This window comes from Lactobacillus sp. 3B(2020) (assembly GCF_013487845.1).
Lineage (GTDB): Bacteria > Bacillota > Bacilli > Lactobacillales > Lactobacillaceae > Limosilactobacillus > Limosilactobacillus alvi.
This window is the reverse complement of the sequence record NZ_CP047410.1, coordinates 353,816-380,812: the sequence shown is the minus strand read 5'-3', so window position 1 is coordinate 380,812 and position 26,997 is coordinate 353,816. Positions and strand designations below refer to the sequence as shown.

Below are 26,997 nucleotides of genomic sequence, written 5' to 3'. Positions count from 1 at the left end.
TATACTTAAGACAAACTATGCATTTGGGGTGAACCTTATGAAAGACGAATTCAAAACCGGTAATCCAATTTGGATCTACTACCGAGACATCGATAGCAATGATAACCTTCGCCTGCCCCAGCTTCTCCGGGGGCATCTCGGGCAAAGTTACGATATTAAAAAAATTGAAATTCCTAACTATAACTTAGTTCAAATTACAGGAACCTTAAAAGGAACCTTTGACAATACGGCCAAAAGTGTTTGTTTTTACTACCGGAAACAAACTTGGGGGGAGATTCAAAACATCGATCTTTACCTCCATCTAAAAACGCCCGTTACTATTTACGACCGCGTTGGCGGAATGCCATTACCCGATAAACTTCCGGGAAATATCTATGTGAAATCTTTTCAACGGGTTGCCACAACAACTCGTGAATTTTGGTATCAGGTCAACGCTGACCAATGGGTTAAGTTTGATGATGCCCAAATGACCTTAGTTGAACACGATCCATTTACAGAACAAAAAACAACGAAGCCAATTATTGACCTTACCTACTTAAAACTAAATCAGATCAAGGGAGTCGTTGATTTCCTTCCTAACCGGTCCGTAGACACCTATGATCAACCATATGGACTTCCCCTAACAAAGTTATCAAATGGAAGTGTCGTCACCTTAATCGCCCGAATTAAGGATGAAAACGGCGTAACTTGGTATGAAACGGATCACGCTGGCTACATTAATGCAAGTTACATTAAATTAGATAATGAGGATGGTGAAGATTAGTGAAAATTGCCATTGTTGGTGCTGGTAACATGGGCACTGCTATTTTAAACGGATTTAAGGCCGCTGGTGAAAATGATCTAATTACGCTTAATCCAGTTAATCCCCGGGTTGAGAAATTTACGCAAGCTAAGCAGATCCAATTAGTAAATACCCCTACTGACTTGGTTAAAGCCCAGCCCGCGGTCGTAATTTTAACTACGCCAGCATCGATTACGCTTGAGGTTGCCAGTCAGTTAGCTTCCCTAAATGAAGAAACAATCATAATCTCTTCAGCTGCGGGAATTAGCTTAGCCGCACTTGCCAAGGCTTTACCTAATCATCCCCTTGCAGCTATGATTCCGAATACGCCAGTAGCTGTAAATGCAGGAACGATTGGTTTAGCATTGCGTGAAAACTTACCCGCAACGATAACAGCAACCATTAAAGAAATCCTCGGTAAACTTGGCGATGTGATCGTTGTCAAAGAAACTGATCTCAATATTATTGGAGTGGTAGGTGGTTGCGGACCGGCTTTTGTTGATGTTTTAATGGACGCCTTTTCGGATGCGGCTGTTAAACATGGTCTAAGCCGCCAAATTGCTTACCAAGTTGTCGCTAGCATGGTAAAAGGAAGCGGCACCCTTGCAACGGAAACTGGTTTTGCCCCAGCTCTCCTTCGTGACCAAGTCACCTCCCCTGGCGGAACGACTATCAAAGGCATTAGTGCTCTTGAAGCGCGTGGTTTTCGGGGAGCGGCAATTGCGGCAATTGATGCGGCTAGTGACAACTCTGCAACTAACTAAATCGCTAGTAATTTTTTGAAAGACTAGTTTTATTTCTATTTTTGCTATATAACATCCTAGGACTGAAAAAAAGAGGTTGGGAAAAAAGCTCCTTGACGGCCTGGTTGGGATAAGAAGGACGAAGGTTGATTCATTAGAATTGACCTTTCGTTCGCACTTATCCGCTAAGGCCGTGCTTTTTAACCTTAGTTACTGAGTAACATTCGGAGATGAAAGAAAAGGTGGGAAAAATTTGAGTTTTTTTCCCAGTCTCTTTTTAACTTTTTTACTAAAGGAGCTTGACTTAATAATTATGACTGCTAATTTTATCCCGCTTATTCTTGGAAGTGACTTCAATGCTTATGGAATGGCCCGGGCAATTCACAAAACCTATGGGATTAAATCCGAACTTTTTGCACGAGCTGAGTTAGCCCCAACTAAATATTCAAAAATCGTTAACCTTCACTTGCATCCGGACTTGCAAAAACCGGATGTCTTTACAGACCTTCTTGTTAAGGCTGCCGAAAAGTTTAAGGCCGAAACCGGTAAGCAAGTTCTTTTAATTTCATGTGGTGACGATTACACGGAATTAGTTGCCAAAAATCGGGACGCCCTCGCTCAACACATGGTATGTCCCTATGCTGATTTCAAGACGATTGCCACGCTAACTGATAAAGAGAAATTTTATGAAGTCTGTGAGAAATACAACTTACCATATCCAAAAACTGCGATTTTAAAGCCTGATCTGGACTATCAAAATTATGTTTCGCCATTTGAATACCCCGTGGCCCTTAAGGCCGCCGATGCAGTTGAATGGCACAAGGGAAACTTTGAAGGTTACGAAAAAGCCTACATCATTAATGACCAGGCCCGGCTTCGCAAAGTTTTAAAGATTATCTATGAAGCTAGTCCCTACAAGGGGGATTTAATCTTACAAGAGTTCATCCCGGGTGATGACAGTAATATGCGAACAATGAATGCTTATGTTGACCAGTACCACCACGTAAAAATGCTTAGCCTTGGGCACCCTTTACTTGAGGACTGCAACCCAGCTAACGTTGGTAACTACGTCGCCATTCTTCCCCAATATAATAAACAACTTTACCATCAAGTTCAAAACTTCTTGGAACAAGTTAACTTTACGGGTTACGTGAACTTTGACTTTAAATATGATCAACGTGATCAAACCTTTAAAGTCTTTGACCTTAACCCACGGCAAGGACGAAGCTCTTTCTTCGTTTCCCTCAATGGAAACTCAATGCCGTCCTTCCCGGTAATGGACTACATCGAAGGAACCTTAAAAGATCAACCAACTCTTTACGCTAACCAAGATCCAAGTAAGTATCAGGTTTGGCTTGGCGTTTCGAAAGCAACCTTCCTCAAATACGCCAAAGATAACCAAGCTAAGCAAACTGCCGAACAACTCATTCAGCAAGGTCAATGGGGCACAACCTATTCATATGCCGCTGACATGAACTTTAAGCGGTGGTTACTTGGTAAACGCATCGATTTTAATTATGCCAAAAATTTTAAACGTTTCTTTATTCAAAAGGGTGATTTAAAATAGCCCTTTCTCGATGAACTTAGCTCTTGATTAACATGCAAAGATCCAATACAGACTGGATAACAAATTAAGTTTTCTTCTCAAAGTCAAAAATCCTAGTGAATTCTGAAGTAACTTGCAATTGTTGGGCAAAGCCCCAATGATTATGAGGTACTTCAATTAAAATTCACTAGGATTTTTTTATAAATTAATCACTTCATACGTAAAGCCTTGCGCTTCAATAAACTTTAAAACGTCTTGATTATCGAGGAAAATCGTATGCGTATTTTCGTTGGGGTGAAAAGTCCAAATCGGTTCATCTAAGACCATTTGATCAACATAAACTTTAATATCCTTAGCTTTATTATTTATTAAGCCAAAGGGAGAAATAATTCCAGGCTTTAAACCGAGTTCATCCATGATCTCCTCATCTTTAGCCATTGATATCCGTTTGGTCCCTGAAATTTCTTGGAATTTTTTGAAATCCATCCGCTTCGCATCATCCATGATTATCATGTAATGCTGGTGGTGCTTATCGTGTAAAAACATCGTCTTCGTCCGGGCACCTTCGTAACCTTCAATATAATGGTCGGCTTCTTCAGTAGTTTTAGCTGCCGGATGATCCACCATTGAGTACTTGATCCCCAGCCGTTTCAATTCATTAATGCATTGCTCGTACGTTGCAACTGTCATTTTATGCCCCTTTTCCCTCTTCCCCTCGCTACTTAAATTATATGGTTACTAAATCGGTTTATCAACACATCAACATAAAAATGAGTGGAAAGTCTTTTTCTTCCAAAGACTTTCCACTCATTTTTATTCTTGCTAAACTTTTTCAACCGTCACTTGGGGATGTGGGTGGGTAGGTTGTTGCTTTTGAGGAATCGCTTTAGTACGAACTAAGCGTAGCGCATTCAAAACAGCGATTAGCGTTACCCCCACATCGGCAAAAACCGCTTCCCAAAGGTTTACTATCCCAAAGGCCGCTAAAGCTAAACAGCCAACTTTGATGGCAATCGCAAAAGCAATATTTTCTTGCGCGATCTGGCGGGTTTTTTGTGCTAATTTCCGAACTACTAAAATTGAACTTGGTTCGTCATTCATTAGGACAATATCAGCCGCTTCAATTGCCGCATCTGATCCTAAAGCTCCCATAGCAATCCCAAGATCGCTACCTGCCAAAACTGGTGTGTCATTTAGTCCGTCCCCGACAAAGGCAACTTTTCCTTGGTTAGTTTTTTGAAAGCGACGAACCAACTTTAACTTATCTTCTGGGAGTAAGTTAGCGTACACTTGATCAACGCCTAGCTCAGTTGCAACAGCCTTAGCAGTTGCTTCATTATCTCCCGTTAGCATGATGGTTTGGGTAATCCCGCTTTGTTTAAGTCCACCTAATGCTTCTTTGGCACTGCTCTTTACGGTATCCGCTACCAGAATTGCCCCTTTAAATTGACCATCCCAGGCTACATAAACCACGGTTCCCGTAACGCCCATTAGCGGAACAAAAGCTTTAACTGCTTGAGAATGCATTAACTTAGCGTTCCCAACTAATAAGACTTTTCCTTGGTATTGGGCTTTTACCCCTTGACCAACAACTTCAGTAATTTTCTTTGCTTCTTCCCTAGTATTACTTGCCTGAACCAAGGCCTTGGCAATTGGGTGGGGCGACTTTCGTTCCGCAACCGCCGCTAATTTCAAAAGTTCAGCGGAACTAATTCCTACCGGGTGAAGTTGACTAACCGTGAAGTGACCTACCGTTAGGGTTCCCGTTTTATCAAAGACCATTATTTTAACCTGGTTTAAAACATCCAGATAATTACTTCCTTTTACCAAAACTCCTTGCTTAGATGCCGCCCCAATGCCACTAAAGTAACTTAATGGGACAGAGATTACAAGCGCACAAGGACATGAAATCACGAGCACACTTAGGGCTCGATAAAGCCAAGTTAACCAAGCACCACCTGTTAAGAGCGGGGGTAAGATTGCGACTAAAGTAGCTAAGCCAACCACTGCTGGGGTGTAAACCCGACTAAACCGAGTAATAAAGTTTTCAACCTTAGTTTTCTTTTCACTTGCCGATTCAACTAATTTAAGAATCTTAGCCACGGTTGAATCACCATAGCGCTTAGTAACTTTAAGTTGAAGAACTCCGCTTTGATTTACCGTCCCACTTAAAATTGTTTGTCCCGGACTAACAAAAACGGGGTTGCTTTCCCCGGTTAAAGCCGCGGTGTCAAGATAGGAACTACCTTCAATAATCTTACCATCCAAGGGAACCTTTTCTCCTGGTTTGACTTGAATAACATCCCCAATTTCAACCGCTGATGGTGAAACTTGGTTGATTTTTCCATGAGCTAATACTAAATTAGCATAGTCTGGCCGAAGTTGGAGCAAGCTACTAATTGACCGTTTAGAATTTTCAACCGCCAAATCCTGAAAAAAATCACCAATTTTATAAAATAACATGACGGCTACTGCTTCGGCAAACTCACCGATCGCAAGTGCTCCAATCGTTGCAATCGCCATCAAGAAATTCTCGTCAAACCAGTGCCCGGCCCGGATATTTTTGCCAGCGGCCACTAAAACGTCATAACCGACGACTAAGTAAGCAAATACTAAAACTCCCGCTTTGACAAACTGCGGGAATGGTACCACGACACCAATCACTAGCAATAAAATTCCCAATCCTGCCAAGATTGCTTGGCGTTTTTGATTTGTATTTAGGTTCGATAATTTTACCAACACCTTAATCTCCCCCGATCTTTTTTACCGCTTTCATTCATATATAAACATACGTGAATATGTTATCTATAATTTAACATTAATCATTAGTTTTATCAACAAAATGGTGCCTAAAATTAGCCTTGGGTGGTATGGGCTTGAACTTGGCGTAAAATTGTTAAAACGTGATCGTCAGTTAATTGGTAATAAATGTAGCGTCCATCGCGTTTACCAGCAACAATTCCCGCTTGTCGAAGAATCATTAATTGATGAGACATTGCCGGTTGGGAGGTTCCTAACCGGTCGGCTAATTCATTTACCGTTAATGGGCCATGCGCTAAAATAGTGACAATCAAATACCGGGTTCGATCCCCAAAGGCTTTAAAGAAAGTTACAACCCGGTCTAATTCTTGATTTTTAGGAACTTCAAATGGGACTGATTTCATTAACTAACTGCGCCCTTTCTCAATTATTGCTTACTTTATTATAGGGCAAAACGAGAAAAAATGCTTTGCGAATGCAATAAAATCAATGGAGGAACTTATGAGTGAAGTAAACTGGTGGGAAAGCTCTCCTGAAATGACCATTTATTACGAAAGCGAATGGGGCTTTCCGGAACACAATGATCAAAAATTATTTGAAATTCTAAGCCTTGAAATTATGCAAGCGGGGCTCAGTTGGAATACCGTTTTTAAAAAACGAGCTAATTTTCGGCAAGCTTTTTATGATTTTGAAATTAAAAAAGTTGCCGCGATGACTTCAACCGACATTGATCGTTTAATGGGCAATCCAGGGTTAATTCGTCACCGCCAAAAATTAGCTGCGATCATTAATAACGCTCAAATGATCCAAAAATTTCAACAAGCCGGGCAAAGTTTCGATCATTTTGTTTGGCAAAGCGTTAATTTTCAAGTTATTAATCACCATCCTCAGACCATGGCCGAGGTTCCAACCGTGATTTTCGAAGCCAAACAATTAGCTAAACAACTTAAAAAGGCCGGGTTCAAATTCGTCGGTCCCACGACCTGTTACAGCTTCATGCAAGCCGCCGGTTTGGTGTGTGATAGGATAAATTTTCCCTAAGATGATACAACAATGAGCCCTTAGTTAATAAAAGCGAGGCTGGGAAAAAACTCCTAGTCCAAAGTAAAAACCGGATGATGAATTTCTTAAACAATTCATCATCCGGTTTTTATGTACACAGGAAGTTGCTCCTGATATGATGTAATTATCACGAAAACAAACAAAAAGGAGCGATTTCCATGTATCAAAATTATACCATAGGGCAAACCGAATTCGTACTAAACTATAACTATGATTTACCAAAGAACCATATTGCGCGACTAATTAGTGCATTTGTCGACTCAATTCCACAGGAGGTTCTATTGGAAGAGTCGGTGGCGGCTACTGGCCGCCCTGCATCGCATCCAGCAATTATGCTTAAGATCCTCTTGTTTGCCTACTCGCGTCAAACCTATTCTGGAAGAAAGATTGAAATGATGTTGGATGAGAGTCTACCAATGCGTTGGTTAGCCCATGACTATACTTATAGTTACCACACCATCAATAACTTTCGGAGCAGTCAGCACGCTAGTAATCTGATCAAGCGTGCTTTTGTCTACTTTACCATGGCTTTAACAGATCACGGCCTAATTCAAAATGATGCAGTTTTTATTGATGGAACCAAGGTCGAAGCTGATGCCAATAAATATTCATTTACTTGGCGTCGTGCAGTGGAAAAGTACCACGCTAAGTTAAGGGAAAAGACAAGTAAGATTTATGAGGAATTAGTGGAAAAACGAGTGGTGCAAGAAATGGCGCCAGAGCTGGTCACTTCTGCCGAAGGCATGAAAACAATGGAACAAGAACTCGGAGAGCAAATCACTAAATTAGATGAAGAGATTGAGCAAGAATCCAAAATCATCAAAGGTGGTTCAGTTAGGAAACGGCGTCGTCGTTTCCTAAAAAAACTTCGCCACCAGCTAAGCAACGACTTAATTCCTCGTGCCCAAAAGTATGAACATGCCGAAGATATCTTCCAAGGTCGCAATAGCTACTCCAAGACTGATCATGATGCGACTTTTATGTGTATGAAAGAAGATCCGATGATGAATCGGGAATTGAAACCTGGCTATAACTTACAAATTGCCACTCATAAGCAATTTGTTCTTGATTACGGATTATTTTCAAACCCAACTGATACAAGGACTTTAGTGCCATTTCTTAAGCAATTTCATGCCTTAGGCTTCTTTAAACATATCGTCGCTGATGCAGGTTATGGTAGTGAATACAATTACACAACGATTCTTGATCAGTTTGAAAAGCAACCTATTATTCCCTATACAACTTATCAAAAGGAACAGAAGCGCAAGTTTAAAAACGACCCAACTAACTCACAAAATTGGCAGTATAACGCCGAAGATGATTACTATATTGATCATTTAGGGGTTCGCTTTAGCTTTTATCGGTATAGTGAGCAAATCGATAAATATGGTTTCAAACGTGATTTTAAAATCTATCGGGCAGATAAGCACCAGCCGTCAGCGCAATTGGATAAATTAGCGAAAACACCAGGCGGCCGGCAACGTTATATGAAGGTTAACCCGACCTGGAATTATTACAAAGCAAAAGTGAAAGCGACCCTCTCAAGTGACGAAGGTAAGGCGATTTATCGTCGACGGAAGTTCGACGTTGAGCCAGTCTTTGGTCACATGAAGAGGGATTTTGGCATACGCCGAACTCACTTGCGTGGTCAACGGGCTGTGGAAAATGACATTGGCCTGGCCCTGATGACATTAAACATAACGAAATTGGGACAATTAATTAACCGATGGAGGGCCAATTTCATAAATAATCGAAAATCCGGACTACAATTTTTGATCAAGGCAAAAATTATAGTCCGGATTTTAATGTTAGAGGGGCAAAAATTAATAGTTAATTCCCAGCCTCGCTCTTTGTCATCTCCGAATGTTACTCAGTAACTAAGGTCAAAGCAGTAGCTGAATGGCAGTTGCTTCCCTAACGGTCGCACCAACCGATTCAACCTTGCATGGGCTCACAAACGCCAAACCAGTTGGCTGGTTCGCTCCAAAGCACGGCCTTAGCGGATCAGGGCGAACGAAAGGCCGATTCTAATGAATCAACCTTCGTTCTGCTTATCCCAACCAAGCCGTCAAGGAGCTTTTTCCCCAACCTTTTAAATTTGCCCCAGCGCCTCGTCAACTGGGGTTGAGCCAGCCTTCATCATTATTACTTGGTGAATGGTATTATCGTGGTCGAGACATTCAACGAGGACCTTGGCAACATCTGAAATTGGATTTTCACCAGCCGTTTCTGGATTTAATGCGATCATCCCTGTCCCCGGTTTCGTGGTCAAACTCCCTGCTTGAATAATCGTGTAATCTAACTGGGTTTCGTCCATTAGCCACCGATCAGAATAGTATTTAGCTAAATTATAATCCGTGATTTGGGCAAGACTCGGGACCTTCGTCCACATTTCTTGATCAAGCGAATAGGCCGAGCTGAGTTGGATAAAGCGCTTAATACCGGCTTTTTCAGCCGCCATCATTAACTTAACTGCTCCATTAAGGTCCGTCTGTAAGAGATCTTTACCTCGTGATCCAGCAGTAAAGATAATGGCGTCACAACCAGAAATTAACTGCTGTAAGTCAGTTACTGGAGCGTGTAAATCCATGGATACTGGGTTTGCTTGGACCGGAAGCTTCCCCAAATCCCGACCGCCCGCATAAACGGTAACCTTTTTTGCCAATAATTGTTCAACAACGGCTTGACCAACTCGACCCGTTGCTCCTGCAACAAAAACTTTCATCGTATTTCCTCCTCGTATTATATAAATCAATCTTTACGGATTTTGATACTTTACTACTTAAATTTTCCTAAGGCTTCAATTTCGCTAGGTAACATTATGGGTAATCCAGCTTCGTAAGGAAAGTCCCCTCGCGCTAAGCTGACTGCCTTGCTTAATACCGCCCCATTCTGGATGCGGCTTTTTGACCTACATGAATCGCCGCCGCACCGAGGTTAAGCGGGATAACCTTAACAGCGACCATTCCAGCTTCTTCCATCATTTGCTTTAACTTACTTGCCGAAACAAACTGCATAGAAGTTTCCTTTAAGTAGGTATAGTCTTTATAACTTCCCCCAAAGGCCTTTGCCAAAACTGGAAAGGCGTTGAAATAGGCTTTCCAACCTAAACGAACAACTGGATTGGTTGGTTGCGACATTTCAATGCAAGCAAAGTAGCCACCTGGCTTGAGTACCCGTTGGGCTTCTTTTAAAACTTGGTTGGCATCTGGAACATTCCGGAGACCAAAGCCGATCGTCACAAAGTCAAATTGATTAGCTTCAAATGGCAGGTACATCGCATCCCCTTGCACCAATTCTATATCTTTTGTGAGGTCAGCCTGGCGAATTTTTTCTTCCCCGCCAGCTAACATAGCTGCGTTGAAGTCTAGCCCAATCGTTCGTCCCCGTGGGCCCGCTAGTTGAGCTAACTTGATGGTTAAATCAGCAGTTCCGCAACAGAGATCTAAGCTATCTGCCCCTTTAAAGACTGGAAGCTGATTAAAAAATTTTTTTCGCCATTGGCGCTGAGTCCCCAAACTAACAACGTCATTCATTAAATCATAACGACCTGCAAGCCGGGTAAACATTTGGTTAACTTCATTTTCGGAATGGTGATTAGTCAGTGTCATCTTTTTCTCCCTTAGCGGTATTTGTCAATAAATCACGATAACGTTTAATCAACGCGGTCGCTTGAATAAGCACGACATTATTTTGATTCAAGCGTGCAAAAGCCCGGGCATCAGTTAATTCTGCCATCACTAATTGTGGGTTCTCCCCAACAGCTAAGGCGTTTTGGGCCCGAAGTAACTTTAGGCGAGGTAAAAAGTAAGTAACGTGTTCGTGAGCACACCGCTCAATTCCTAATTTTAAGTAGTGATTACTTTCCTGGGGCTGATTTAACAAAGTATAGTACTCCCCAAGATAATACATCATTGTAAGCAATCGTGCATTATCGACGTTTCCAGGATGAGGATCTCCTTGCTTTAATTTCGCCGTCAAATATTGTTTAACCTTATGAATAAAGAACTGGGCCCGCTCCATTAAATTTTTCCGTGCATACAAGACCCCTTCTCCTAAGTATGCCAGTTGGGAAAAAATCGTCTCATGCCGTTCATCAAGTTCATCCAAAATTTGGGTAAAGGAAAAGAGTGCAACTGTATCAGCTTGATTAGTCAAGGTAGCCATTAACCCTTCTAAATAGTAGTATTGCATCTTTAATTGGGTGTTTTGCACCTGATCGATTTTAATTGGCCCTAATATTTTTTGAACCGCCCGGTAATTTTCAACCATCAACTCTTCTTCAGCCATTTCTAATTGATGGCGAAGCGAAAAGGTTGCTCGACTCCGTTCATCTAGATCATCCAAAGTTAGATCTAGGCGCTCACATAATTGCCGTAAGATCGCTAACGACGGAATCTGGCTGTTATTTTCAAATTTACTGAGGGTCGACTGGGTACAAATTCCCCGTGATAATTCAACTTGTGAATAGCCCCGGGCTTTTCGCCGAGCAACAAAGTATTCAATATCCATTTTCCTCACCTAACCATAAATTCCAAGAGCGATCTTAGCATAGCGACTAACCATATCGACATTCCAAGGGGGTTCAAAAGTTAAATTAATCTTACATTCTTTAATCCCATCAACGGAAAGAATTGCTCGATTAATGTCATTATTTAAATAATCAGTTAAGGGGCACCCCATCGTTGTTAAGGTCATTGTAACGGTACAACTTCCTTTAGGATCAACTTCGACATTGTAAATTAACCCTAAGTTAACCAAATCAAGTCCCAATTCAGGATCGATTACTTTTTCCAAAGCCGTCATTACTTGGTTTTCAATTGGCGAAAAAGGCGCCCCCGTATTATTTTCCGCTGTCATTTTTACGCCTCCTACTAAAATGCCACAAAAGCCGTCGTTCAGGTTTACTAACCAGAAAGACGGCTAAATCGTTGTTAACCCTAATACTAGCCAATGGAGCCTTCCATTTCAAAACTGATCAGTCGGTTCAATTCAACCGCGTATTCCATTGGTAATTGCTTAGTAAATGGTTCCACAAAGCCCATGATAATCATTTCCGTTGCCTTTTCTTCAGAAATCCCCCGACTCATTAAGTAGTAGAGTTGTTCTTCAGAAATCTTAGAAACCTTCGCTTCGTGTTCCATGGCCACGTTATTGTTATCGATTTCGTTATATGGAATCGTATTTGATGAGGATTGGTCATCCATAATAATCGTATCGCATTCAACATGCGCTTTGGATCCATCGGAATCCTTCGTAAAACGCACCGTTCCCCGGTAGTCAGTGGCCCCACCGGTCTTGGAAATTGACTTGGAAACGATTGAACTTGAAGTATTCTTGGCGTTATGAATCATCCGGGCCCCAGAATCTTGGTGAATCCCGTTGGAGGCGACAGCAATTGAAAGCATGGTTCCCCGGGCACCTTCACCGTTTAAGTAAACGGATGGATACTTCATCGTAACCTTCGAACCAAGGTTACCGTCAACCCATTCCATCGTGGCGTTTTTATCGGCAGCCGCCCGCTTCGTTTCCAAACTGTAAACATTATCAGACCAATTTTGGATCGTCGTGTACCGGCAGTAAGCATCCTTTAAAACATTTACTTCAACTACCGCGGCATGTAAACTATCAGAAGAGTAATTTGGTGCCGTACACCCTTCAACATAATCCACACTTGCTCCTTCATCTACAATGATTAAGGTCCGTTCAAATTGACCAGAATTTTCGGAGTTCAAACGGAAGTAAGATTGGATTGGCGTCTTGGTCTTAACTCCCTTTGGGACATAGATAAAGGAACCACCGGACCAAACAGCACAGTTAAGGGCCGCAAACTTATTATCTGCTGGTTGCACTAATTTTCCAAACCACTTCTTGAAAAGCGCCGGGTATTCCCGCAAGGCGGTATCGGTATCGGTAAAGATGATCCCTAGCTTTTCAAATTCATTTTTCATATTGTGGTAAACCACTTCGGATTCATATTGGGCGGAAGAACCAGCTAAGTACTTTCGTTCGGCTTCCGGAACCCCTAACCGATCGAAAGTCTTTTTTAAATCAGCTGGTACATCGTCCCAATCCCGATACTTCTTATCGGTCATCTTTTGGTAGTACAACATGTTGTCCAAGTCAAGTTCTGACAAATCAGGGCCGAACTTTGGCATTGGTAACTTCTTGTAAATTTCGTAAGCCTTCAAACGATAGTCAAGCATCCACTTTGGTTCGTGCTTTTCAGCTGAAATAGCCCGGACGATATCTTCGGTTAACCCCCGCCCGGTTGAAAAGGCTGGTTGAATGTTATCGTGGAACCCAAATTCGTAATCGTCTTTATTTTTTAAAAGTTCATTTGCATCTGTCATTGGCTTAATCCTCATCACTTTCTTGTAAGAGTGCCCGTTGCAATGCCCACCAAGCGAGGGTTGCACACTTAATTCGGGCTGGGAATTCCATAATACTCGTTAAAATTTGGGCATCCCCTAGTTCTTTTAGATCCGCTTCTGAATGTTTTTTACCAATTGCCATATCCGAGAAAGTCTTAGCCATTTTAAGGGCTTCTTCCTTGGTCTTTCCTTTAACAGCTTCCGTCATCATTGATGCGGAAGCTTGACTGATCGTACATCCTTCCCCGGTATAAGCAACTTCCTCGATCTTATCAGTATCATCAAGGTTAATTTGGAGATTAATAACGTCCCCACAAGTTGGATTATTTAAAGTAATTTGATGGGAGGCGGACGCTAGTTTTCCCTTATTATGGGGATTTTGGGCGTGGTCTAAGATGACTTCCCGATATAAACTATTTAGTTTCTCCAGTCCCAATTCTAAAGAACTCCTTTGCTTTCTTAATCGCGGTCACTAAAGCATCGACATCCGCCTCAGTATTGTAAAGATAGAAACTGGCCCGTGCCGTGGCAGTAACCTGAAGGTATTCCATTAATGGTTGTGCGCAATGGTGTCCCGCCCGCACTGCAATGCCTTCCATATCAAGGGCGGTTGCTAAATCATGCGGATGGAGGCCAGTTAAATTAAAAGCAACCACCCCTGTATGCTTTGCGGGATCATGTGGTCCGTAAACCGTTAATTGGTCAATTGATAGTAATTGGGGAAGTAATTTCTGAACTAAAGCTTGTTCATGGGCCGCAATTTGCGTCATTCCAATTTGATTGAGGTAATTAATCGCAGCGGCAAGCCCCACCGCTCCAGCAATGTTTTGGGTTCCAGCTTCAAACTTATAGGGAATTGGAGCCCAGGTACTAGCTTGTTGATGAACTTCACCAATCATTTCGCCCCCGTATTGGTATGGGGGCATTGTTGCTAGCAGATCAGCTTTCCCATAAAGCACCCCAATTCCAGTTGGCGACATCATCTTATGGCCAGAAAAAGCATAGAAATCCACATCAAGCGCTTGAACATCAACCGGCATATGGGCTACAGCTTGTGCACCGTCAACTACAATCACTGCTCCATGTTGGTGGGTAATTTGAGCTAATTCCTTAATTGGATTAACCGTGCCTAAAACGTTCGTGGCATGGGCAATCGCCACTAACTTAGTTTGGTCGGTAATTTGTTGTTTGACATCCGCCAAATCCAACTCGCCGTCATCAGTTAAGCCAATATACTTAAGCGTTGCTCCCTTTTGCTTAGCTAATTGTTGCCAAGGAATCAGATTACTATGGTGTTCAGCAATAGAAATAACGATTTCGTCACCGGCTTGGATGTTAGCCTGCCCATAGGTAGCTGCCACAAGGTTAAGGGCATCGGTACAGCCCTTAGTAAAGATAATTTCTTCTGGTTTGGCCGCATTAATAAACTTTTGCACCGTCACCCGGGCCGCTTCGTAATCAGCGGTTGCCCGTTCGGCTAAAGTATGCACTCCCCGGTGAACATTTGCATTATCCGTTTGGTAAAACTTCATTACCCGGTTAAGCACAGGTGTTGGTCGTTGCGCAGTTGCCGCGCTATCTAAGTAAACTAACTTTTCCCCGTTGACCGTTTGATCCAAGATGGGAAAGTCAGTCCGGTATTGTTTAAAGTTGGCCATCGGTAAGCTTCCTTTCCAAAATTTCAATTAGCTTTTCCCGAACTTCCTTTTCTGGAATTACTGAAATAACGGAGCTAAGGAAGCCCCGAATAACCAAGTGGGCTGCTTGCGGTTTTGGGATTCCGCGACTCATCAAGTAGTTCATTTGGACTGGGTTGACTGGACCAACACTAGCCGCGTGGCCGGCAATTACGTCATTTTCATCAATTAGCAAAATTGGGTTTGCATCCCCACGACATTCTGGGGACATCATCAAGACCCGGTTTTGTTGTTCCGCATTGGCATCATGAGCTCCATGAATGATTTCACCAATTCCGTTGAAGACTAAGTGTGATTTCCCCAGAAGAACCCCCCGTTGGTTAATGTTCCCGGTAGTATGTTCACCATGGTGGGTAACCCGGTTATTGATCCCAACGTGTTGGTCACCAGTCGTAACCGCGATTAGCTTAGAATCACCCTCACCACCAACACCAATTAATTCGGAGTCCATGTCGCCAACCGTATTACCACCATTCATTAAACCAACGGCCCATTCGACTTTAGCATCCCGGCCAATATTGGCCCGCCGCTTAAAGTAGGTAACCGTTTGCTCGCCTAATTCATCTAAAGATGAAAAGGAAACATGACTCCCTTGGCGGGCATCAATTTCAACCATTAAGCTGGCAGGATTAACCTCTTCTCCACGAGTAGTTGTGTGTTGCAAGACGCTAACTTCACTATTATCATCGGCAATAATTAACAAATGCGAATTAAGCGGTTGGTTAGCCTGGGTACTGTCTTGGATCAAATTAATTTCAACTGGGGCCGTAATTTTGACCCCTTTTGGAACATAGAGGAAAACCCCTGCATTTAAGTATGCTAAGTGGTAAGCTGTTAACTTATTTTCTTCTGGCTTAACAATTGGCCGCATTAAATTGGCCTCGACTAATTCGGGATCTTTCTTCATGGCTTCAAAAAGATCCATCAAGATAACTCCTTGATCAACCAAGGCTTGGGGAAGATGAGTTTCAATGGTTGTTTGACCAAATTGAACAAAACGAATTTGATCATCAGTAACTGGTTCTAAATCTAGTGTCGCCGTTTCAACCCAGTTTAGTTCTGGTTGGCGATCAAAGAGAGGCCAGGTGCTAAAGTTAAACTTTTGCATCCGGGGCATTTTTGCCACCGCAAATGAATCAAAAGCCGTTAGGCGGCGGGCCGTAAACTCAGTACTTTCGCCATGGGCGGCACTCGCCGCTTGCAATTGGTTTCGTGCAAGATCTTTATCCATGCTTTTGCCCCCTAGTCCTTATCGTCAACCAACTTAATATCAAGGCCTAATTCGTCTCGTAAGCCAGCGTAACCTTCTTTTTCAAGCTTCAAAGCTAAGTCAGGACCACCAGTCTTAACAATCCGGCCCCCCATCATAACGTGAACCGTGTCAGGAACAATGTAGTTCAAAAGTCGTTGGTAGTGGGTAATAATTAAAGAGCCAAAGCCTTGACCCCGCATGGAGTTAACTCCCTTAGCAACCACTTTCAAAGCATCGATATCTAGTCCCGAATCGATTTCGTCCAAGATTGCAAAGGTTGGTTCAATCATCAATAGTTGTAAGATTTCATTTCGCTTCTTTTCCCCACCGGAAAAGCCTTCGTTTAAGTAACGTTCCGTCATGGATTCGCTCATATCCAACAATTCAAGATTCTTATCCAGTTTCTTGATAAAGTCCATCACGGAAATTTGATCGTCCTTTGGGCGACGGGCATTAATGGCTGCTCGGAGGAATTCAGCATTGGTAACCCCTTGGATTTCAGCTGGGTATTGCATGGCTAAGAACAAGCCTTGCCGCGCCCGTTCATCAACTGGCATATTAAGGATACTTTCCCCATCAAGCAAAATATCCCCTTGGGTAACTTCATAGCCAGCTTGGCCCATAATTGTTTGTGAAAGGGTAGACTTACCCGTCCCGTTGGGACCCATAATGGCATGGATTTCACCGGTTTGCATCTTTAAGTTAACTCCGGTCAAAATTTCCTTTTGCTGCTTGGTTTCTTCGTCCGTAACCGCGACGTGTAGATCTTTAATTTCAAGCGTTGCCATGTTTAAATTCCTCCGCATCATGTTTAATATTCCAATTCTTTTTTTGAAAACGTTATATCTCTATTATAATCACTTTTTTTGAAATTAAACTTAGGAATTTTCCTAATTCTAAAAAACCGATTACAGTGGCATTCTAATGGTGTACTATAATGATAATATATTCTTCGATATTCTAATTTGGAATATCAAATATTTCAAAAAACTTGTAACCCTTATTCTTAGTGATTTAAATCATTCGCAATCTTTTTCACAAGATGATTGCTTGTCACCAATTAAAATGTGGATTAGGAGGCATCAAAATGAAAAAAGCAACTAGTTTTACTCTGCATCATTTTGACAAAGTTAATAAAGAAACTTTTACTCGCTTACACAACTTAGGCCTTTATGATGGGGAAACTATCCGCCTAATTCAACGTTATCCTTTTCATGGTCCAGTAATTATCGAAAACAACCACCAGCGAATTGCCTTACGCTATCAAGTTTTTGCCACGTTAACTGGAGAATGACAAATGGAAATTGCACTAATTGGAAATCCAAATACCGGAAAAACGACCCTTTTCAACAGTTTGACCAATAATTATGCAACGACGGGGAACTGGACGGGAGTAACCGTAGCTCAAAAGATTGGTAAATTAAAGCACGCTACTGCTAAGGTCATTGACTTACCCGGGGTCTATTCCTTAACACCCCTAACTAAGGATGAAGAAGTCGTTACCCTTTATTTACTTGACCATCAACCAGACTTAATTTTAAACGTTACTAATGCCAGTCAACTAAAACGAAATCTTTTATTAACCTTAGAAGTACGGGAATTTGGGCAACCAATGATCCTAAACCTCAATATGATTGACGACCTTAAGCGTCAAGGGCAAGCTTATGATTTCACCACTTTGAGTCATCTCCTGGGCTGTCCGGTGATGGCAACCAACGCGCGGAATCAAGATGGGGTTAAGGAACTGGATCACGCCCTACAAAATGAGCCAGCTCCTTTAGCACCACTAGACCTTGACTATCCACCAATGGTTAAACAGGCCATTCGGCAAGCAACGGAGGCTTTAGTGGAAAAGTACGAATTACCGGCCAGCACAGCGCGCTGGTTAACTATCCAATATATGAACCAAAATAAGGTTGTTCGCCGGGCAGTTGCTTTTAGAAATTTACAACCCCTCCTTAAGATGCGAGCTTATTATGACGCTCAACATTTTGAAGAAAAGATCTTCAATACCCGGCTTGATTTCATTGAAACCATCCTGGCAAGTGCAAAGAAAAACCTTGGTGATCAAAAACCAAAGGAATTTTCAAATAAAGTTGATAAAATCATTACCAACCCGATCTTAGGTTTGCCAATCTTTGCCTTAATCTTTTTATTAATCTTTGAATTATCCTTTGATTGGATTGGGACTCCCCTTTCAGATGCCTTGGATAGCTTTATATCTGGTCCCGTATCAACGACGGTTAGCCACTGGCTGATCGTAGCGGGAGCCCTCCCACCACTTCGCTCGTTAGTCGTTAACGGAATTATCGCTGGGGTTGGTGGGGTCTTAGTCTTCGTCCCCCAAATCGTTGTTTTATTTGCCTGTATTTCAATCCTTGAAGATTCTGGCTATATGGCAAGAGCAGCGCTAGTTACTGATCGGATTATGCAAACAATTGGGCTAAATGGAAAGTCCTTCATCCCTTTGATCATTGGTTTTGGCTGTAATGTCACCGGGATCATGGCCGCCCGGACCATCGAACAACCAAAAGAGCGCCTCGTTACTACTTTGATTTCACCCTTCATGTCCTGTTCGGCCCGACTCCCGATCTATAGCTTAGTCGTCGCCGCTTTTTTCCCCAAACATCAAGCCTTAGTTGTCTTGTCAATTTACTTTTTGGGGATTGTGGTGGCCTTAGCAGTTGCCAAAGGCTATCAACTTTTCTTCCATACGACCGATAGTTCCGTTTTTATCGTAGAACTCCCTGAATATCACTTACCGCGGTTTGATGTTATTTGGCAGGGAACCTGGGATAAGAGTAAGGGATTTATTCGGAAAGCGGGAACCGTGATTTTTGCAGGTTCAGTTTTAATTTGGTTAATGTCTTCCTTTGGAGTCAGTGGCTTTGTGACTGATCCAACCAAGAGTTTTGCGGCTAACTTAGGCCAAGGCTTGGCCCCGATTTTAGCACCACTAGGGATCACTCACTGGCAAGTCATTTCTGCCCTTTTTACTGGGGTCCTAGCAAAAGAAGTCATCACTTCCAGTATGATGGTCATGTTCCACGCCACCAACCAAGCGGCTTTAATTGGGGCCCTTGGTACCTACATGACACCGGTCGCGGCTTATGCTCTACTGGCCTTTATCTTGCTTTATTCACCATGCTTTGCTACGCTAGGAACGATTAAACAAGAAACCGGCTCAACGAAATGGATGCTTTGGTCATTGGCTTTAAGTCTAATGATTGCCTACGTTGTTGCCGCTGTTATCTATCTTGGAGGAACTTTGATTTTCGGTTAAATTAATTTGAAAGGAGTACGCTCATGGCAGTCTTCGTAAATACCATTATTATTTTGGCAATTATCAGCCTCGCTGCTTGGCAACTTGTTAAGGTCTTTAAGCGAGCTAAAAAGGGGAAATGTGCTGCTTGCGATTATGATTGTGTTTTAAAAAAACAAGTTAATTCACGGCACAATTCTGCTAAAATATAAGATAGTAAGGTTTGAAAATGGAAAGGGTGAGAAAAATCTCGTCGGTTTCTCACCCTTCTTCTTTGTCAAATTTCACACTGTAATTCCGGGAAAAAGCTTAAGCTGATAATTATAATGTGTCAGTAAAAACTTATTTCCAACTACTTACATAGGGGACTTCTCATGCAACAAGCCTATTTTCGTTATTATCCGCAACTAAAACCCAGCCTAACACTAGTAAGCCAATTAATTGACCAACGGCTGATCGTTCGTTACCAGCAGCTCGAACCCGCCCTAAAACAAATGGCAAGCCATGGCGGGAAATTCTTACGGCCCGCCTTCTTCCTGCTATTTGCTGGTCTTCATGAAACTGAGATTAGCGAAAAACAGGTCAAGGCCGCTGCATCAATCGAAATTTTACACATGGCAACCTTGATTCATGATGACATTATCGACGATTCACCTAAGCGGCGGGGGCAGGCTAGTATCCAAGCCGCCTTTGGCAAGGACGTTGCAGTTTATTCAGGGGACTATCTCTTTACCGTCTTCTTTGACCTTATTACTGAAACGATGGCCAATAGCCGGTTTTTAACGATTAACGCCCGGATCATGAGACGAATTCTTAACGGTGAACTTGGCCAAATGGGTGACCGGTTTAAACTTGACCAAACCATCCTAAGTTATCTGCGAAACGTCAACGGTAAGACAGCAGCCCTCTTTAGCCTCGCTGCTGAAGAAGGAGCTGCTTTTGGGGGAGCAAACAAGCAAGAAATTCAACTGGCAAAACGGATCGGCCAAAACATTGGAATTGCCTTTCAAATTCTCGATGATATTTTAGATTACAATGGCCATCATTTAAACAAACCAGTGCTGAAAGACCTCGCGACGGGGGTCTATTCCCTCCCCCTCCTCTTAGTTTTACCAACTCATCAAGCTGAATTAGCTCCGTTGCTAAAAAAAGGTAAAGATATGACCCCTAAGGACATGCAAGCCGTCCAAAAGCTAGTCGTTAACTTCGGTGGGGTTCAAGCAGCTCAACAATTAGCTGGTAAGTTTACCGCAAAGGCCGAACAAGAAATTGCCCAATTGCCAGCTAGTCCTGCCCAAACGGCGTTGAAAAAAATTGTTGAACAGTTACTGAAACGAACGAGTTAAAAATTTAAGAAAAAAGGTAAGGATTTTCTTAGCATAATGCCTTGATTTTCCTTACCTTTTTTTATGTTCACTAAAACAGCATTCAATTTAATGGAAGCGTGCCCTCTTCCCTTTACTTCCGATACTTCCGGGTATTTTCAGCAAGGTGAACTAAGCCCCGGAGGAAGTCATGCGTACTTGCTTCATAATCATATTTTTTACCGAGATCATAGATGTAACCATTAATGTAGTCAACTTCAGTTGGCCGGTCCTTACTCATATCTTGATACATGGAAGGATAGTGTAAGGGATTAGAAACCGCGCTAACGTAGCGAACTGTTTCCCATTCTTCTTCCCGTGTTGAAAGTAATTGCACTCCGGCTCGTTCAGCGACATCAAAGGCTTCATTAATTAATTGCTTACTGAGCCGTTCGGCCCCGTTATAATCAATAAATTGTCCCATTTGGATTTCAAAAAGAGTACATAAAGTGTTGATGACGGAATTAAAGACCACCTTAGTAAAAAGCGTCCCTTCACAGTTATGGTTTAGATGGGGATTAATGTTAGCGGCGGTAAAGTCAGTAACTACTTGGTCCAACCATTCCGCATCTTGGTTATTTTGGGCCGCTAGATTAATTGAACCAGCGCCAACTTTCCCAATAAAGTCAACATCCCCTGCTTGATTAAGCACCGTTCCAATCAAACAAGTTCCGGCCGCAACTCGCTCTTTGGGGAAGTATTGATTAATCTTTTCGAGATGCCCCATCCCGTTCATTCCCGTAAACACATATTGTGTCTGCGGATCGAAAGCATGGGCCGTCCGGTCAAGTAAGTCTTGGAGCGTCATTTGTTTAGCGAAGACAATCCAAACATCAGGATTTCCTTGATATTCTTCCGGACTAAAAATCTTGACTGGAACGAGGTGTTTATTTTCATGATCCCGTGAAACGAAGACGCCACCTTGTTCTTTGATGGTATCGACTTGCGGCGCCCAATTATCAACAAATTCAACTTCAGCACCGGCAACTTCTTGAAGTAAAACCCCAAACCGAAGTCCCATTGCCCCTGCGCCTAAAACAGTATACTTTAACGTCATATGTATGTACCTCCTTATGTTCACCGGTAAATCCCAACCAACCACCCAAATTTAGCAATTTAATTAAAACAAATTCAGCTTACCAACCCGTTGGACCGCTTCAACTAAGCGTTCTGGGGAAATTAAAAGTCCGATCCGAACATAACCCTCCCCGTATTTACCAAAGCCCCGCCCAGGAGCAACCGCCACAGCGACCTTCTCTAATAATAAATCAGCAAAGGCTTCGCTCGTCATCCCGGTTGGGGTCTTCATCCAAGCGTAAAAGGTCCCTTTAGGAACGAATCCTTGCCAACCAATTTGCTTAGCGGCACCCAAGAAGGCATCACGGCGACTCTGGTAACGGTCGACTAACTTTTGAATTTCACCATCTCTCTCGGGGGCTTTTAAGGCATCGATGGCCGCATATTGAAGGGCGGGAAAGAGGCTCACGAAGAGATGATCTTGAATTAAATTGAGAGCTTCAATAATGTCAGCATTACCGACTGCAAAGGCAATCCGCCAACCTGCCATATTGAAGGTCTTGGAATAGGTATAAAATTCAATTCCAACTTCCTTAGCTCCGGGAACTTCCATAAAGCTAGTTGGTTTCTCACCATCGTAGCCCAACGCCCCATATGCAAAATCAGAGATAATCCCGACATGATATTTTCGCGCCCAAGCAACTAATTCAGTATAAAATTCCATGGTCGCAACCGCTCCCGTGGGATTATTCGGGTAATTAAGGTAGAAAAACTTTGCCCGTTTAGCATCGGCTTCCGGAATTGAAGCGAGGTCAGGAAGAAAACCATTTTCCGCCTTGAGAGGCACGGTTTTAAATTCGACTTGTCCGAGGGCTGCTCCAGAAAGGTAATCCGGATAACCCGGATCAGGAAGTAAGAATAGATCACCCGGGTTCATCGAAGCCCACGGCAATTCCACCAAGCCAATCTTAGAACCGCCTAAAATGGCAACTTCCTTTTCCGGATCAAAACTTGCCCCATATTGTTCATGGTAAAAATCGGCCGCCGCTTGTTTAAAAGCCGGTAAACCACGAAAGAGAGAATACTTGTGAGTTTGCGGATCAGCCACCCACTTTTGGGTACTTTTAACAATATATTCCGGGGTTGGTTGGTCAGGGTTACCCTGGCCCAAATTAATCACATCCGCTCCAGTTGCGATTTTGGCATTAACCTTTGCAACTAAATTGGCAAAAAATTGTTTTGGTAGCTGATTTAGTAGTTCAGATTGTGGAAATTCCATGTAATCACTCTTTCCTATCATAATTTACCCTACCGGTATAATTCCGGTCGGCGATCGTTTTGAATATCAAATAGTTGCTTAGCTTTTTGAACTGCAGTTTGATCAATTTCAACGATAGTAATCCCCGCTTGTTCACCAGCGTTAGCAAGTACTTCCCCACTTGGGGCAACTGCCATTGAATGGCCATTAAAGTGGTTATTGGGGTCATCTCCGACCCGGTTAACCCCAATCACAAAGGCTTGGTTTTCAATCGCCCGGGCCTTCAACAGCACTTCCCACTGTTCAATCCGTGAAGTTGGCCATTCAGCAGGGAGAAAGTAAACATTAACTCCCTTGGTTCCAGCAGTCCGCCACCATTCCGGGAACCGTAAATCATAACAAATTAAGCTTGCACTTTTGAGATTGGCAATTTCATAATTGGCTGGCTGATTTCCGGCCGCTACATATTGATCTTCTTGCATTGGGCCAAAGCGGTGAGCCTTATCATATTCTGCAATAACTTTACCAGTCTGATCAAAGGCATAAGTCGTGTTATAAAAGAGGCCATCCTTTAAAGTCGCAACTGAACCAGCTACGACATTCAACGATAATTGCTTGGCTAGCTGCCCGACAAGGGTCTTGGTCCGGCGGCCGTCCCGGTCAGCGATTGATGGCAAATTTTCAAGATCATAACCGGTATTCCACATTTCGGGAAACACCACCACTTCAGCCCCTAGATCCTTAGCTTGTTCTAAGGCTTCGCCAACCCGACTGAAATTTTTAGCGGGATTACCAAATTCAATGTCCATTTGCACCATTGCTACCTTAACCACGGTTGCCTCCTTGTAGCGATTGCTACTTCCTTTTCTAGTAATTAAATTCTATGGTTGAATTCTAATTTAATTCTCATATAATGTCAACGGAATTTGTCGCCATTTTTGAACGTTTCAAATAAATAATTGTCATTTAGTTAATTTAATAAGGCATTAAAAGTTAACAACTAAAGTAGATAATTTTTTAACGCGGCTAATCCCGAACTTTACTTCCAATTAGCCTTTTTAATCCTAGCTTAAATTAATAACTATGCAAGCCGACCATTAAATAAATATAATACATTGTATGCGTTTTGATTCGCAATCTTCTTTAAAATGTTAATTTTTATAAAGGATATACAACTATTTATTCACCATTTTGATTAATTAAGGAAAAAACAATCTTTTTAGCTTTACTTTTTATGGATAATAATGCAAAATAAATAGCAACTTCGAAATGATTTATGTAAAAAATATTCAGAAAGTAAATTTAGGAGACACTATGGAAAACTTAGTAATTCTTCAGTTTCCCCTGTTTATAATTAAGGTTGATCGACGACGTATTTTCGTATAATTATCAAACTTAATCACTAAAACCTTGGGAGGAACTTAATCATGAAAATTAAAACTATTAAAAAATTACTTGGCTTCGCCACGGTCGCACTCTTAGGCGGATTAGTTTTAACTGGTTGTGGGAAGTCAAACGCTGATAACAGTTTAAAGAACATCCAAAATAAGAAAGAGTTAGTCGTGGGGACTTCCGCTGACTATCCACCGTTTGAATTTCAAATTGTCAAAAATGGCCACAAGCAAATCGTCGGGTATGACCTAATGGTTGCCCAAGAGGTTGCTAAAGACATGGGTGTGAAGTTAAAAGTGGTAAACACTGAATTTCCATCCTTAATTTCAGAATTGCAAGATAAGAAGGTCGATATCGTCATGGCTGGGATGGTTTCCACCCCCCAACGGAAAAAAGCGGTCGATTTCTCGAAGTCTTACTATACCGTTAAGAACGTACTCTTAGTTAAAAAAGCTGACGCTGATAAGTACAATACCGCTGCTAGTTTAAAAGGCAAGTCAATTGGGGCACAACAATCAACGACCCAAGAAACAATTGCCAAGAAACAACTTTCAGCAGCTAACTTGGTTACCGAAGCTAACTTCACTAGTTTAACCAGTGAGCTTAAAAACGGGACTCTTACCGGGGTCGTTACGGAAACGGAAATTGCGGATAACTTAGTCAGCACGTATCCTGACAAGTATGCGGTGGCTAAAGTGCCATTGACTACCCCCAAGGAGGACGCCCAAATTAATATTGCTATGCAAAAGAATAGTCCTGCTTTGAAGAAGCAAATCAACAAGACCATTACGAAGTTACAAAAGAACGGCCAACTTGATAAGATGTTTAAAAAGGCCCAACAGCTACAACTAGAATACAAGTAAATTCCCGGCTTTTCTGGGGGCAACCTAGAAAAGCTTTTTATATCGAAAGGAATCACTATGGAATTACTAAAATATTATCCAATGTTTTTACAGGGGACGGCCCTCACCATCATCATTACCATTATCGGAAGTATCTTCGGGATTATCCTGGGATTAATTTTCGTGATGATGCGGCTTTCAAAAGTTAAAGCCATTTCAGCAATTGGTCGAACCTACATCGCAATCGTGCGGGGTACACCTTCAATGATTCAAGTAATGTTAATTTATTACACTTTGGCCAAAACAATGGACTTACCAACAATTCAATTCTTAGGTTCATCCCTTGACCGGATCATCCCCGGGTCAATTGCCCTTGGGATTAATTCTGGGGCCTATGTTGCGGAAATTTTCCGGGCTGGTATTACAGCGGTTCCGGTTGGCCAAACTGAAGCTGGGATTTCCCTTGGCTTGTCAGATCGGACAACGATGACTTCAATTATTCTCCCCCAAGCTTTTCGGAACATTTTGCCCGCCCTGGGGAATGAATTTATCACCTTGGTTAAGGAATCATCCGTCCTCTTCTATATTGGGGTCCAAGAAGTTACCGCCCAAGCGCTTAGTGTCGGCGGAACCCTATACAACTTCATCCCACCGCTATTAGTATCAGCGGTTATCTACTTTATCTTGACCTTTGCCCTTTCCCAAGTTTTCGGGCAAATCGAAAAGCAAATTAATAAGAAGTACGCCCACTTAGGTTAGGGAGGGAAACATATGAGTAACGTAATTGAAGTTAAGAATTTACACAAAGCGTTTGGTAAAAACACCGTTCTTAAGGATATTAATTTTACCGTCACTAAAGGTGAAAAAGTCGTTTTAATTGGTCCATCTGGTGGCGGTAAAAGTACCCTCTTGCGGTGTTTAATCCGGCTTGAAGAAAACTATACCGGTGAAGTTACCTTTGAAGGTAAAAACGTTAATCAAGCCAATAAAGACCAACTCCAAACTCTCCGGCAAAAAATGGGCTTTGTTTTCCAACAATTTAACCTTTTCCCTCACATGACCGTTTTACAAAATATTACTTTTGCGCCACTAAAGTTAAAAGTTGACGAACCTGATAAAATTGAGGCTCATGCCGTAGAATTACTTGATCAAGTGGGACTGGCAAATAAAGCCCAAGCTTACCCCCAATCTCTTTCTGGCGGTCAACAACAACGGGTGGCCATCGCCCGGGCTTTAGCGATGAAACCAGAAGTAATGCTCTTTGACGAGCCAACTTCCGCGTTAGATCCTGAAATGGTCAATGATGTGTTAAACGTTATGAAGCAACTTGCTGCTGACGGAATGACGATGATTATTGTGACTCACGAAATGTCTTTTGCAAAGGACGTTGCTGACAAAGTTCTCTTTATGGATAAGGGTAAAATTGCCGATCAAGGTAGTTCGGATTATATTTTCCACGAAACGACTAATCCCCGGACCAAGGAATTTTTGGCCAAACTTATGGGGTAAACATTCTAAACGCCCCAAGTCGCTGGGGAAGATTCAAAGAGAAGAGGCCGGGAAGAAACTAATGTTTTTTCCGGCCTCTTTTTCGTCGCCAAAGGTTATTCAGTAACTAAGGTCAAAACAGTAGCTGAATGGTAGTTG

Annotated in this window: 28 protein-coding genes; 13 read left to right on the top strand and 15 right to left on the bottom strand. The window is 42.3% G+C overall.

From position 1 onward, the window contains the following. Nucleotides 1-37 precede the first annotated feature (37 nt). From GTO83_RS01765 to GTO83_RS01755, 3 genes are all read left to right on the top strand, one after another. Nucleotides 38-763: a MucBP domain-containing protein gene (locus GTO83_RS01765; protein ID WP_180871453.1), complete on the top strand. Its 726-nt coding sequence runs from the start codon at nt 38-40 to the stop codon at nt 761-763. Then, on the top strand, nt 763-1,545 hold the full coding sequence (gene proC, locus GTO83_RS01760; RefSeq protein WP_180871452.1) for a pyrroline-5-carboxylate reductase: 783 nt from the start codon (nt 763-765) through the stop codon (nt 1,543-1,545). The genes GTO83_RS01765 and proC overlap by 1 nt, the downstream gene beginning before the upstream one ends. 292 nt (nt 1,546-1,837) lie before the next feature. Next, nucleotides 1,838-3,091 (top strand): carboxylate--amine ligase, encoded by a 1,254-nt coding sequence (locus GTO83_RS01755; RefSeq protein ID WP_180871451.1) that lies wholly within the window; start codon nt 1,838-1,840, stop codon nt 3,089-3,091. A 177-nt stretch (nt 3,092-3,268) separates the two neighbouring features. Here GTO83_RS01755 and GTO83_RS01750 read toward each other — a convergent pair whose 3' ends face one another. The 3 genes from GTO83_RS01750 to GTO83_RS01740 all read right to left on the bottom strand — a co-directional run bounded on the left by GTO83_RS01750 (nt 3,269) and on the right by GTO83_RS01740 (nt 6,234). Then, the gene (locus GTO83_RS01750) at nt 3,269-3,760 is read right to left on the bottom strand and encodes a prolyl-tRNA synthetase associated domain-containing protein (protein WP_180871450.1); all 492 of its coding nucleotides are present in this window, start codon (nt 3,758-3,760) and stop codon (nt 3,269-3,271) included. 132 nt (nt 3,761-3,892) lie between these two features. Further along, nucleotides 3,893-5,809 carry a heavy metal translocating P-type ATPase gene (locus tag GTO83_RS01745; protein ID WP_180871449.1) on the bottom strand — a complete coding sequence of 639 codons (1,917 nt, stop codon included), beginning with the start codon at nt 5,807-5,809 and terminating at the stop codon, nt 3,893-3,895. Between the two features lie 116 nt (nt 5,810-5,925). Then, entirely contained in the window at nt 5,926-6,234 is a 309-nt protein-coding gene (locus GTO83_RS01740) for a helix-turn-helix transcriptional regulator (protein ID WP_180871448.1), read from the bottom strand. 97 nt (nt 6,235-6,331) lie between these two features. Here GTO83_RS01740 and GTO83_RS01735 point away from each other — a divergent pair, with 97 nt between their 5' ends. From GTO83_RS01735 to GTO83_RS10905, 3 genes are all read left to right on the top strand, one after another. After that, nucleotides 6,332-6,871 (top strand): DNA-3-methyladenine glycosylase I, encoded by a 540-nt coding sequence (locus GTO83_RS01735; RefSeq protein WP_180871447.1) that lies wholly within the window; start codon nt 6,332-6,334, stop codon nt 6,869-6,871. A 179-nt stretch (nt 6,872-7,050) separates the two neighbouring features. Then, complete coding sequence (locus tag GTO83_RS01730; RefSeq protein WP_180871446.1) at nt 7,051-8,769, top strand: IS1182 family transposase; 1,719 nt, start codon at nt 7,051-7,053, stop codon at nt 8,767-8,769. Between the two features lie 22 nt (nt 8,770-8,791). After that, the gene (locus GTO83_RS10905) at nt 8,792-8,923 is read left to right on the top strand and encodes a hypothetical protein (protein WP_255463140.1); all 132 of its coding nucleotides are present in this window, start codon (nt 8,792-8,794) and stop codon (nt 8,921-8,923) included. Between the two features lie 61 nt (nt 8,924-8,984). Here the strand turns inward: GTO83_RS10905 and GTO83_RS01725 are convergent, their stop codons facing one another. From GTO83_RS01725 to sufC, 9 genes are all read right to left on the bottom strand, one after another. Beyond that, on the bottom strand, nt 8,985-9,617 hold the full coding sequence (locus tag GTO83_RS01725) for an NAD(P)H-binding protein (protein ID WP_180871445.1): 633 nt from the start codon (nt 9,615-9,617) through the stop codon (nt 8,985-8,987). A 151-nt stretch (nt 9,618-9,768) separates the two neighbouring features. Further along, entirely contained in the window at nt 9,769-10,503 is a 735-nt protein-coding gene (locus GTO83_RS01720) for a demethylmenaquinone methyltransferase (RefSeq protein ID WP_180871444.1), read from the bottom strand. After that, nucleotides 10,490-11,404: a helix-turn-helix transcriptional regulator gene (locus GTO83_RS01715; RefSeq protein WP_180871443.1), complete on the bottom strand. Its 915-nt coding sequence runs from the start codon at nt 11,402-11,404 to the stop codon at nt 10,490-10,492. Before GTO83_RS01715 ends, GTO83_RS01720 begins: the two co-directional genes overlap by 14 nt. A gap of 9 nt (nt 11,405-11,413) precedes the next feature. Further along, nucleotides 11,414-11,752, bottom strand: a complete 339-nt coding sequence (locus GTO83_RS01710; RefSeq protein WP_180871442.1) for a metal-sulfur cluster assembly factor — start codon at nt 11,750-11,752, stop codon at nt 11,414-11,416. Between the two features lie 86 nt (nt 11,753-11,838). Then, complete coding sequence (sufB, locus tag GTO83_RS01705; RefSeq protein WP_180871441.1) at nt 11,839-13,245, bottom strand: Fe-S cluster assembly protein SufB; 1,407 nt, start codon at nt 13,243-13,245, stop codon at nt 11,839-11,841. A 4-nt stretch (nt 13,246-13,249) separates the two neighbouring features. Continuing rightward, on the bottom strand, nt 13,250-13,702 hold the full coding sequence (gene sufU / locus GTO83_RS01700) for a Fe-S cluster assembly sulfur transfer protein SufU (protein WP_180871440.1): 453 nt from the start codon (nt 13,700-13,702) through the stop codon (nt 13,250-13,252). After that, entirely contained in the window at nt 13,680-14,924 is a 1,245-nt protein-coding gene (locus GTO83_RS01695) for a cysteine desulfurase (RefSeq protein ID WP_180871439.1), read from the bottom strand. Before GTO83_RS01695 ends, sufU begins: the two co-directional genes overlap by 23 nt. Then, nucleotides 14,911-16,194 (bottom strand): Fe-S cluster assembly protein SufD, encoded by a 1,284-nt coding sequence (gene sufD / locus GTO83_RS01690; protein WP_180871438.1) that lies wholly within the window; start codon nt 16,192-16,194, stop codon nt 14,911-14,913. The genes GTO83_RS01695 and sufD overlap by 14 nt, the downstream gene beginning before the upstream one ends. 11 nt (nt 16,195-16,205) lie before the next feature. Then, the gene (gene sufC / locus GTO83_RS01685; RefSeq protein ID WP_180871437.1) at nt 16,206-17,003 is read right to left on the bottom strand and encodes a Fe-S cluster assembly ATPase SufC; all 798 of its coding nucleotides are present in this window, start codon (nt 17,001-17,003) and stop codon (nt 16,206-16,208) included. A 299-nt stretch (nt 17,004-17,302) separates the two neighbouring features. Between sufC and GTO83_RS01680 the strand changes: the two genes are divergently transcribed. The 4 genes from GTO83_RS01680 (at nt 17,303) to GTO83_RS01665 (ending at nt 20,823) form a co-directional block, all read left to right on the top strand. Next, nucleotides 17,303-17,509: a FeoA family protein gene (locus tag GTO83_RS01680; protein ID WP_180871436.1), complete on the top strand. Its 207-nt coding sequence runs from the start codon at nt 17,303-17,305 to the stop codon at nt 17,507-17,509. 3 nt (nt 17,510-17,512) lie between these two features. Then, nucleotides 17,513-19,498, top strand: a complete 1,986-nt coding sequence (feoB, locus tag GTO83_RS01675) for a ferrous iron transport protein B (RefSeq protein ID WP_180871435.1) — start codon at nt 17,513-17,515, stop codon at nt 19,496-19,498. A 23-nt stretch (nt 19,499-19,521) separates the two neighbouring features. Next, nucleotides 19,522-19,689, top strand: coding sequence for a FeoB-associated Cys-rich membrane protein (locus GTO83_RS01670; RefSeq protein ID WP_180871434.1), 168 nt, complete (start codon nt 19,522-19,524; stop codon nt 19,687-19,689). Nucleotides 19,690-19,851: 162 nt separating this feature from the next. Beyond that, entirely contained in the window at nt 19,852-20,823 is a 972-nt protein-coding gene (locus tag GTO83_RS01665; RefSeq protein ID WP_180871433.1) for a polyprenyl synthetase family protein, read from the top strand. A 112-nt stretch (nt 20,824-20,935) separates the two neighbouring features. Here GTO83_RS01665 and GTO83_RS01660 read toward each other — a convergent pair whose 3' ends face one another. The 3 genes from GTO83_RS01660 to GTO83_RS01650 form a co-directional block, all read right to left on the bottom strand. Continuing rightward, complete coding sequence (locus tag GTO83_RS01660; protein WP_180871432.1) at nt 20,936-21,898, bottom strand: ketopantoate reductase family protein; 963 nt, start codon at nt 21,896-21,898, stop codon at nt 20,936-20,938. 63 nt (nt 21,899-21,961) lie between these two features. Then, entirely contained in the window at nt 21,962-23,137 is a 1,176-nt protein-coding gene (locus GTO83_RS01655; protein ID WP_180872089.1) for a pyridoxal phosphate-dependent aminotransferase, read from the bottom strand. 29 nt (nt 23,138-23,166) lie between these two features. After that, on the bottom strand, nt 23,167-23,949 hold the full coding sequence (locus tag GTO83_RS01650; RefSeq protein ID WP_255463139.1) for a carbon-nitrogen family hydrolase: 783 nt from the start codon (nt 23,947-23,949) through the stop codon (nt 23,167-23,169). Nucleotides 23,950-24,543: 594 nt separating this feature from the next. Here GTO83_RS01650 and GTO83_RS01645 point away from each other — a divergent pair. From GTO83_RS01645 to GTO83_RS01635, 3 genes are read left to right on the top strand one after another with little or no spacing between them, the layout of a single operon-like run. After that, on the top strand, nt 24,544-25,371 hold the full coding sequence (locus GTO83_RS01645; RefSeq protein ID WP_180871431.1) for a transporter substrate-binding domain-containing protein: 828 nt from the start codon (nt 24,544-24,546) through the stop codon (nt 25,369-25,371). Between the two features lie 57 nt (nt 25,372-25,428). After that, the gene (locus GTO83_RS01640) at nt 25,429-26,109 is read left to right on the top strand and encodes an amino acid ABC transporter permease (protein ID WP_180871430.1); all 681 of its coding nucleotides are present in this window, start codon (nt 25,429-25,431) and stop codon (nt 26,107-26,109) included. Between the two features lie 12 nt (nt 26,110-26,121). Next, the gene (locus GTO83_RS01635) at nt 26,122-26,859 is read left to right on the top strand and encodes an amino acid ABC transporter ATP-binding protein (protein WP_180871429.1); all 738 of its coding nucleotides are present in this window, start codon (nt 26,122-26,124) and stop codon (nt 26,857-26,859) included. Nucleotides 26,860-26,997 lie beyond the last annotated feature (138 nt).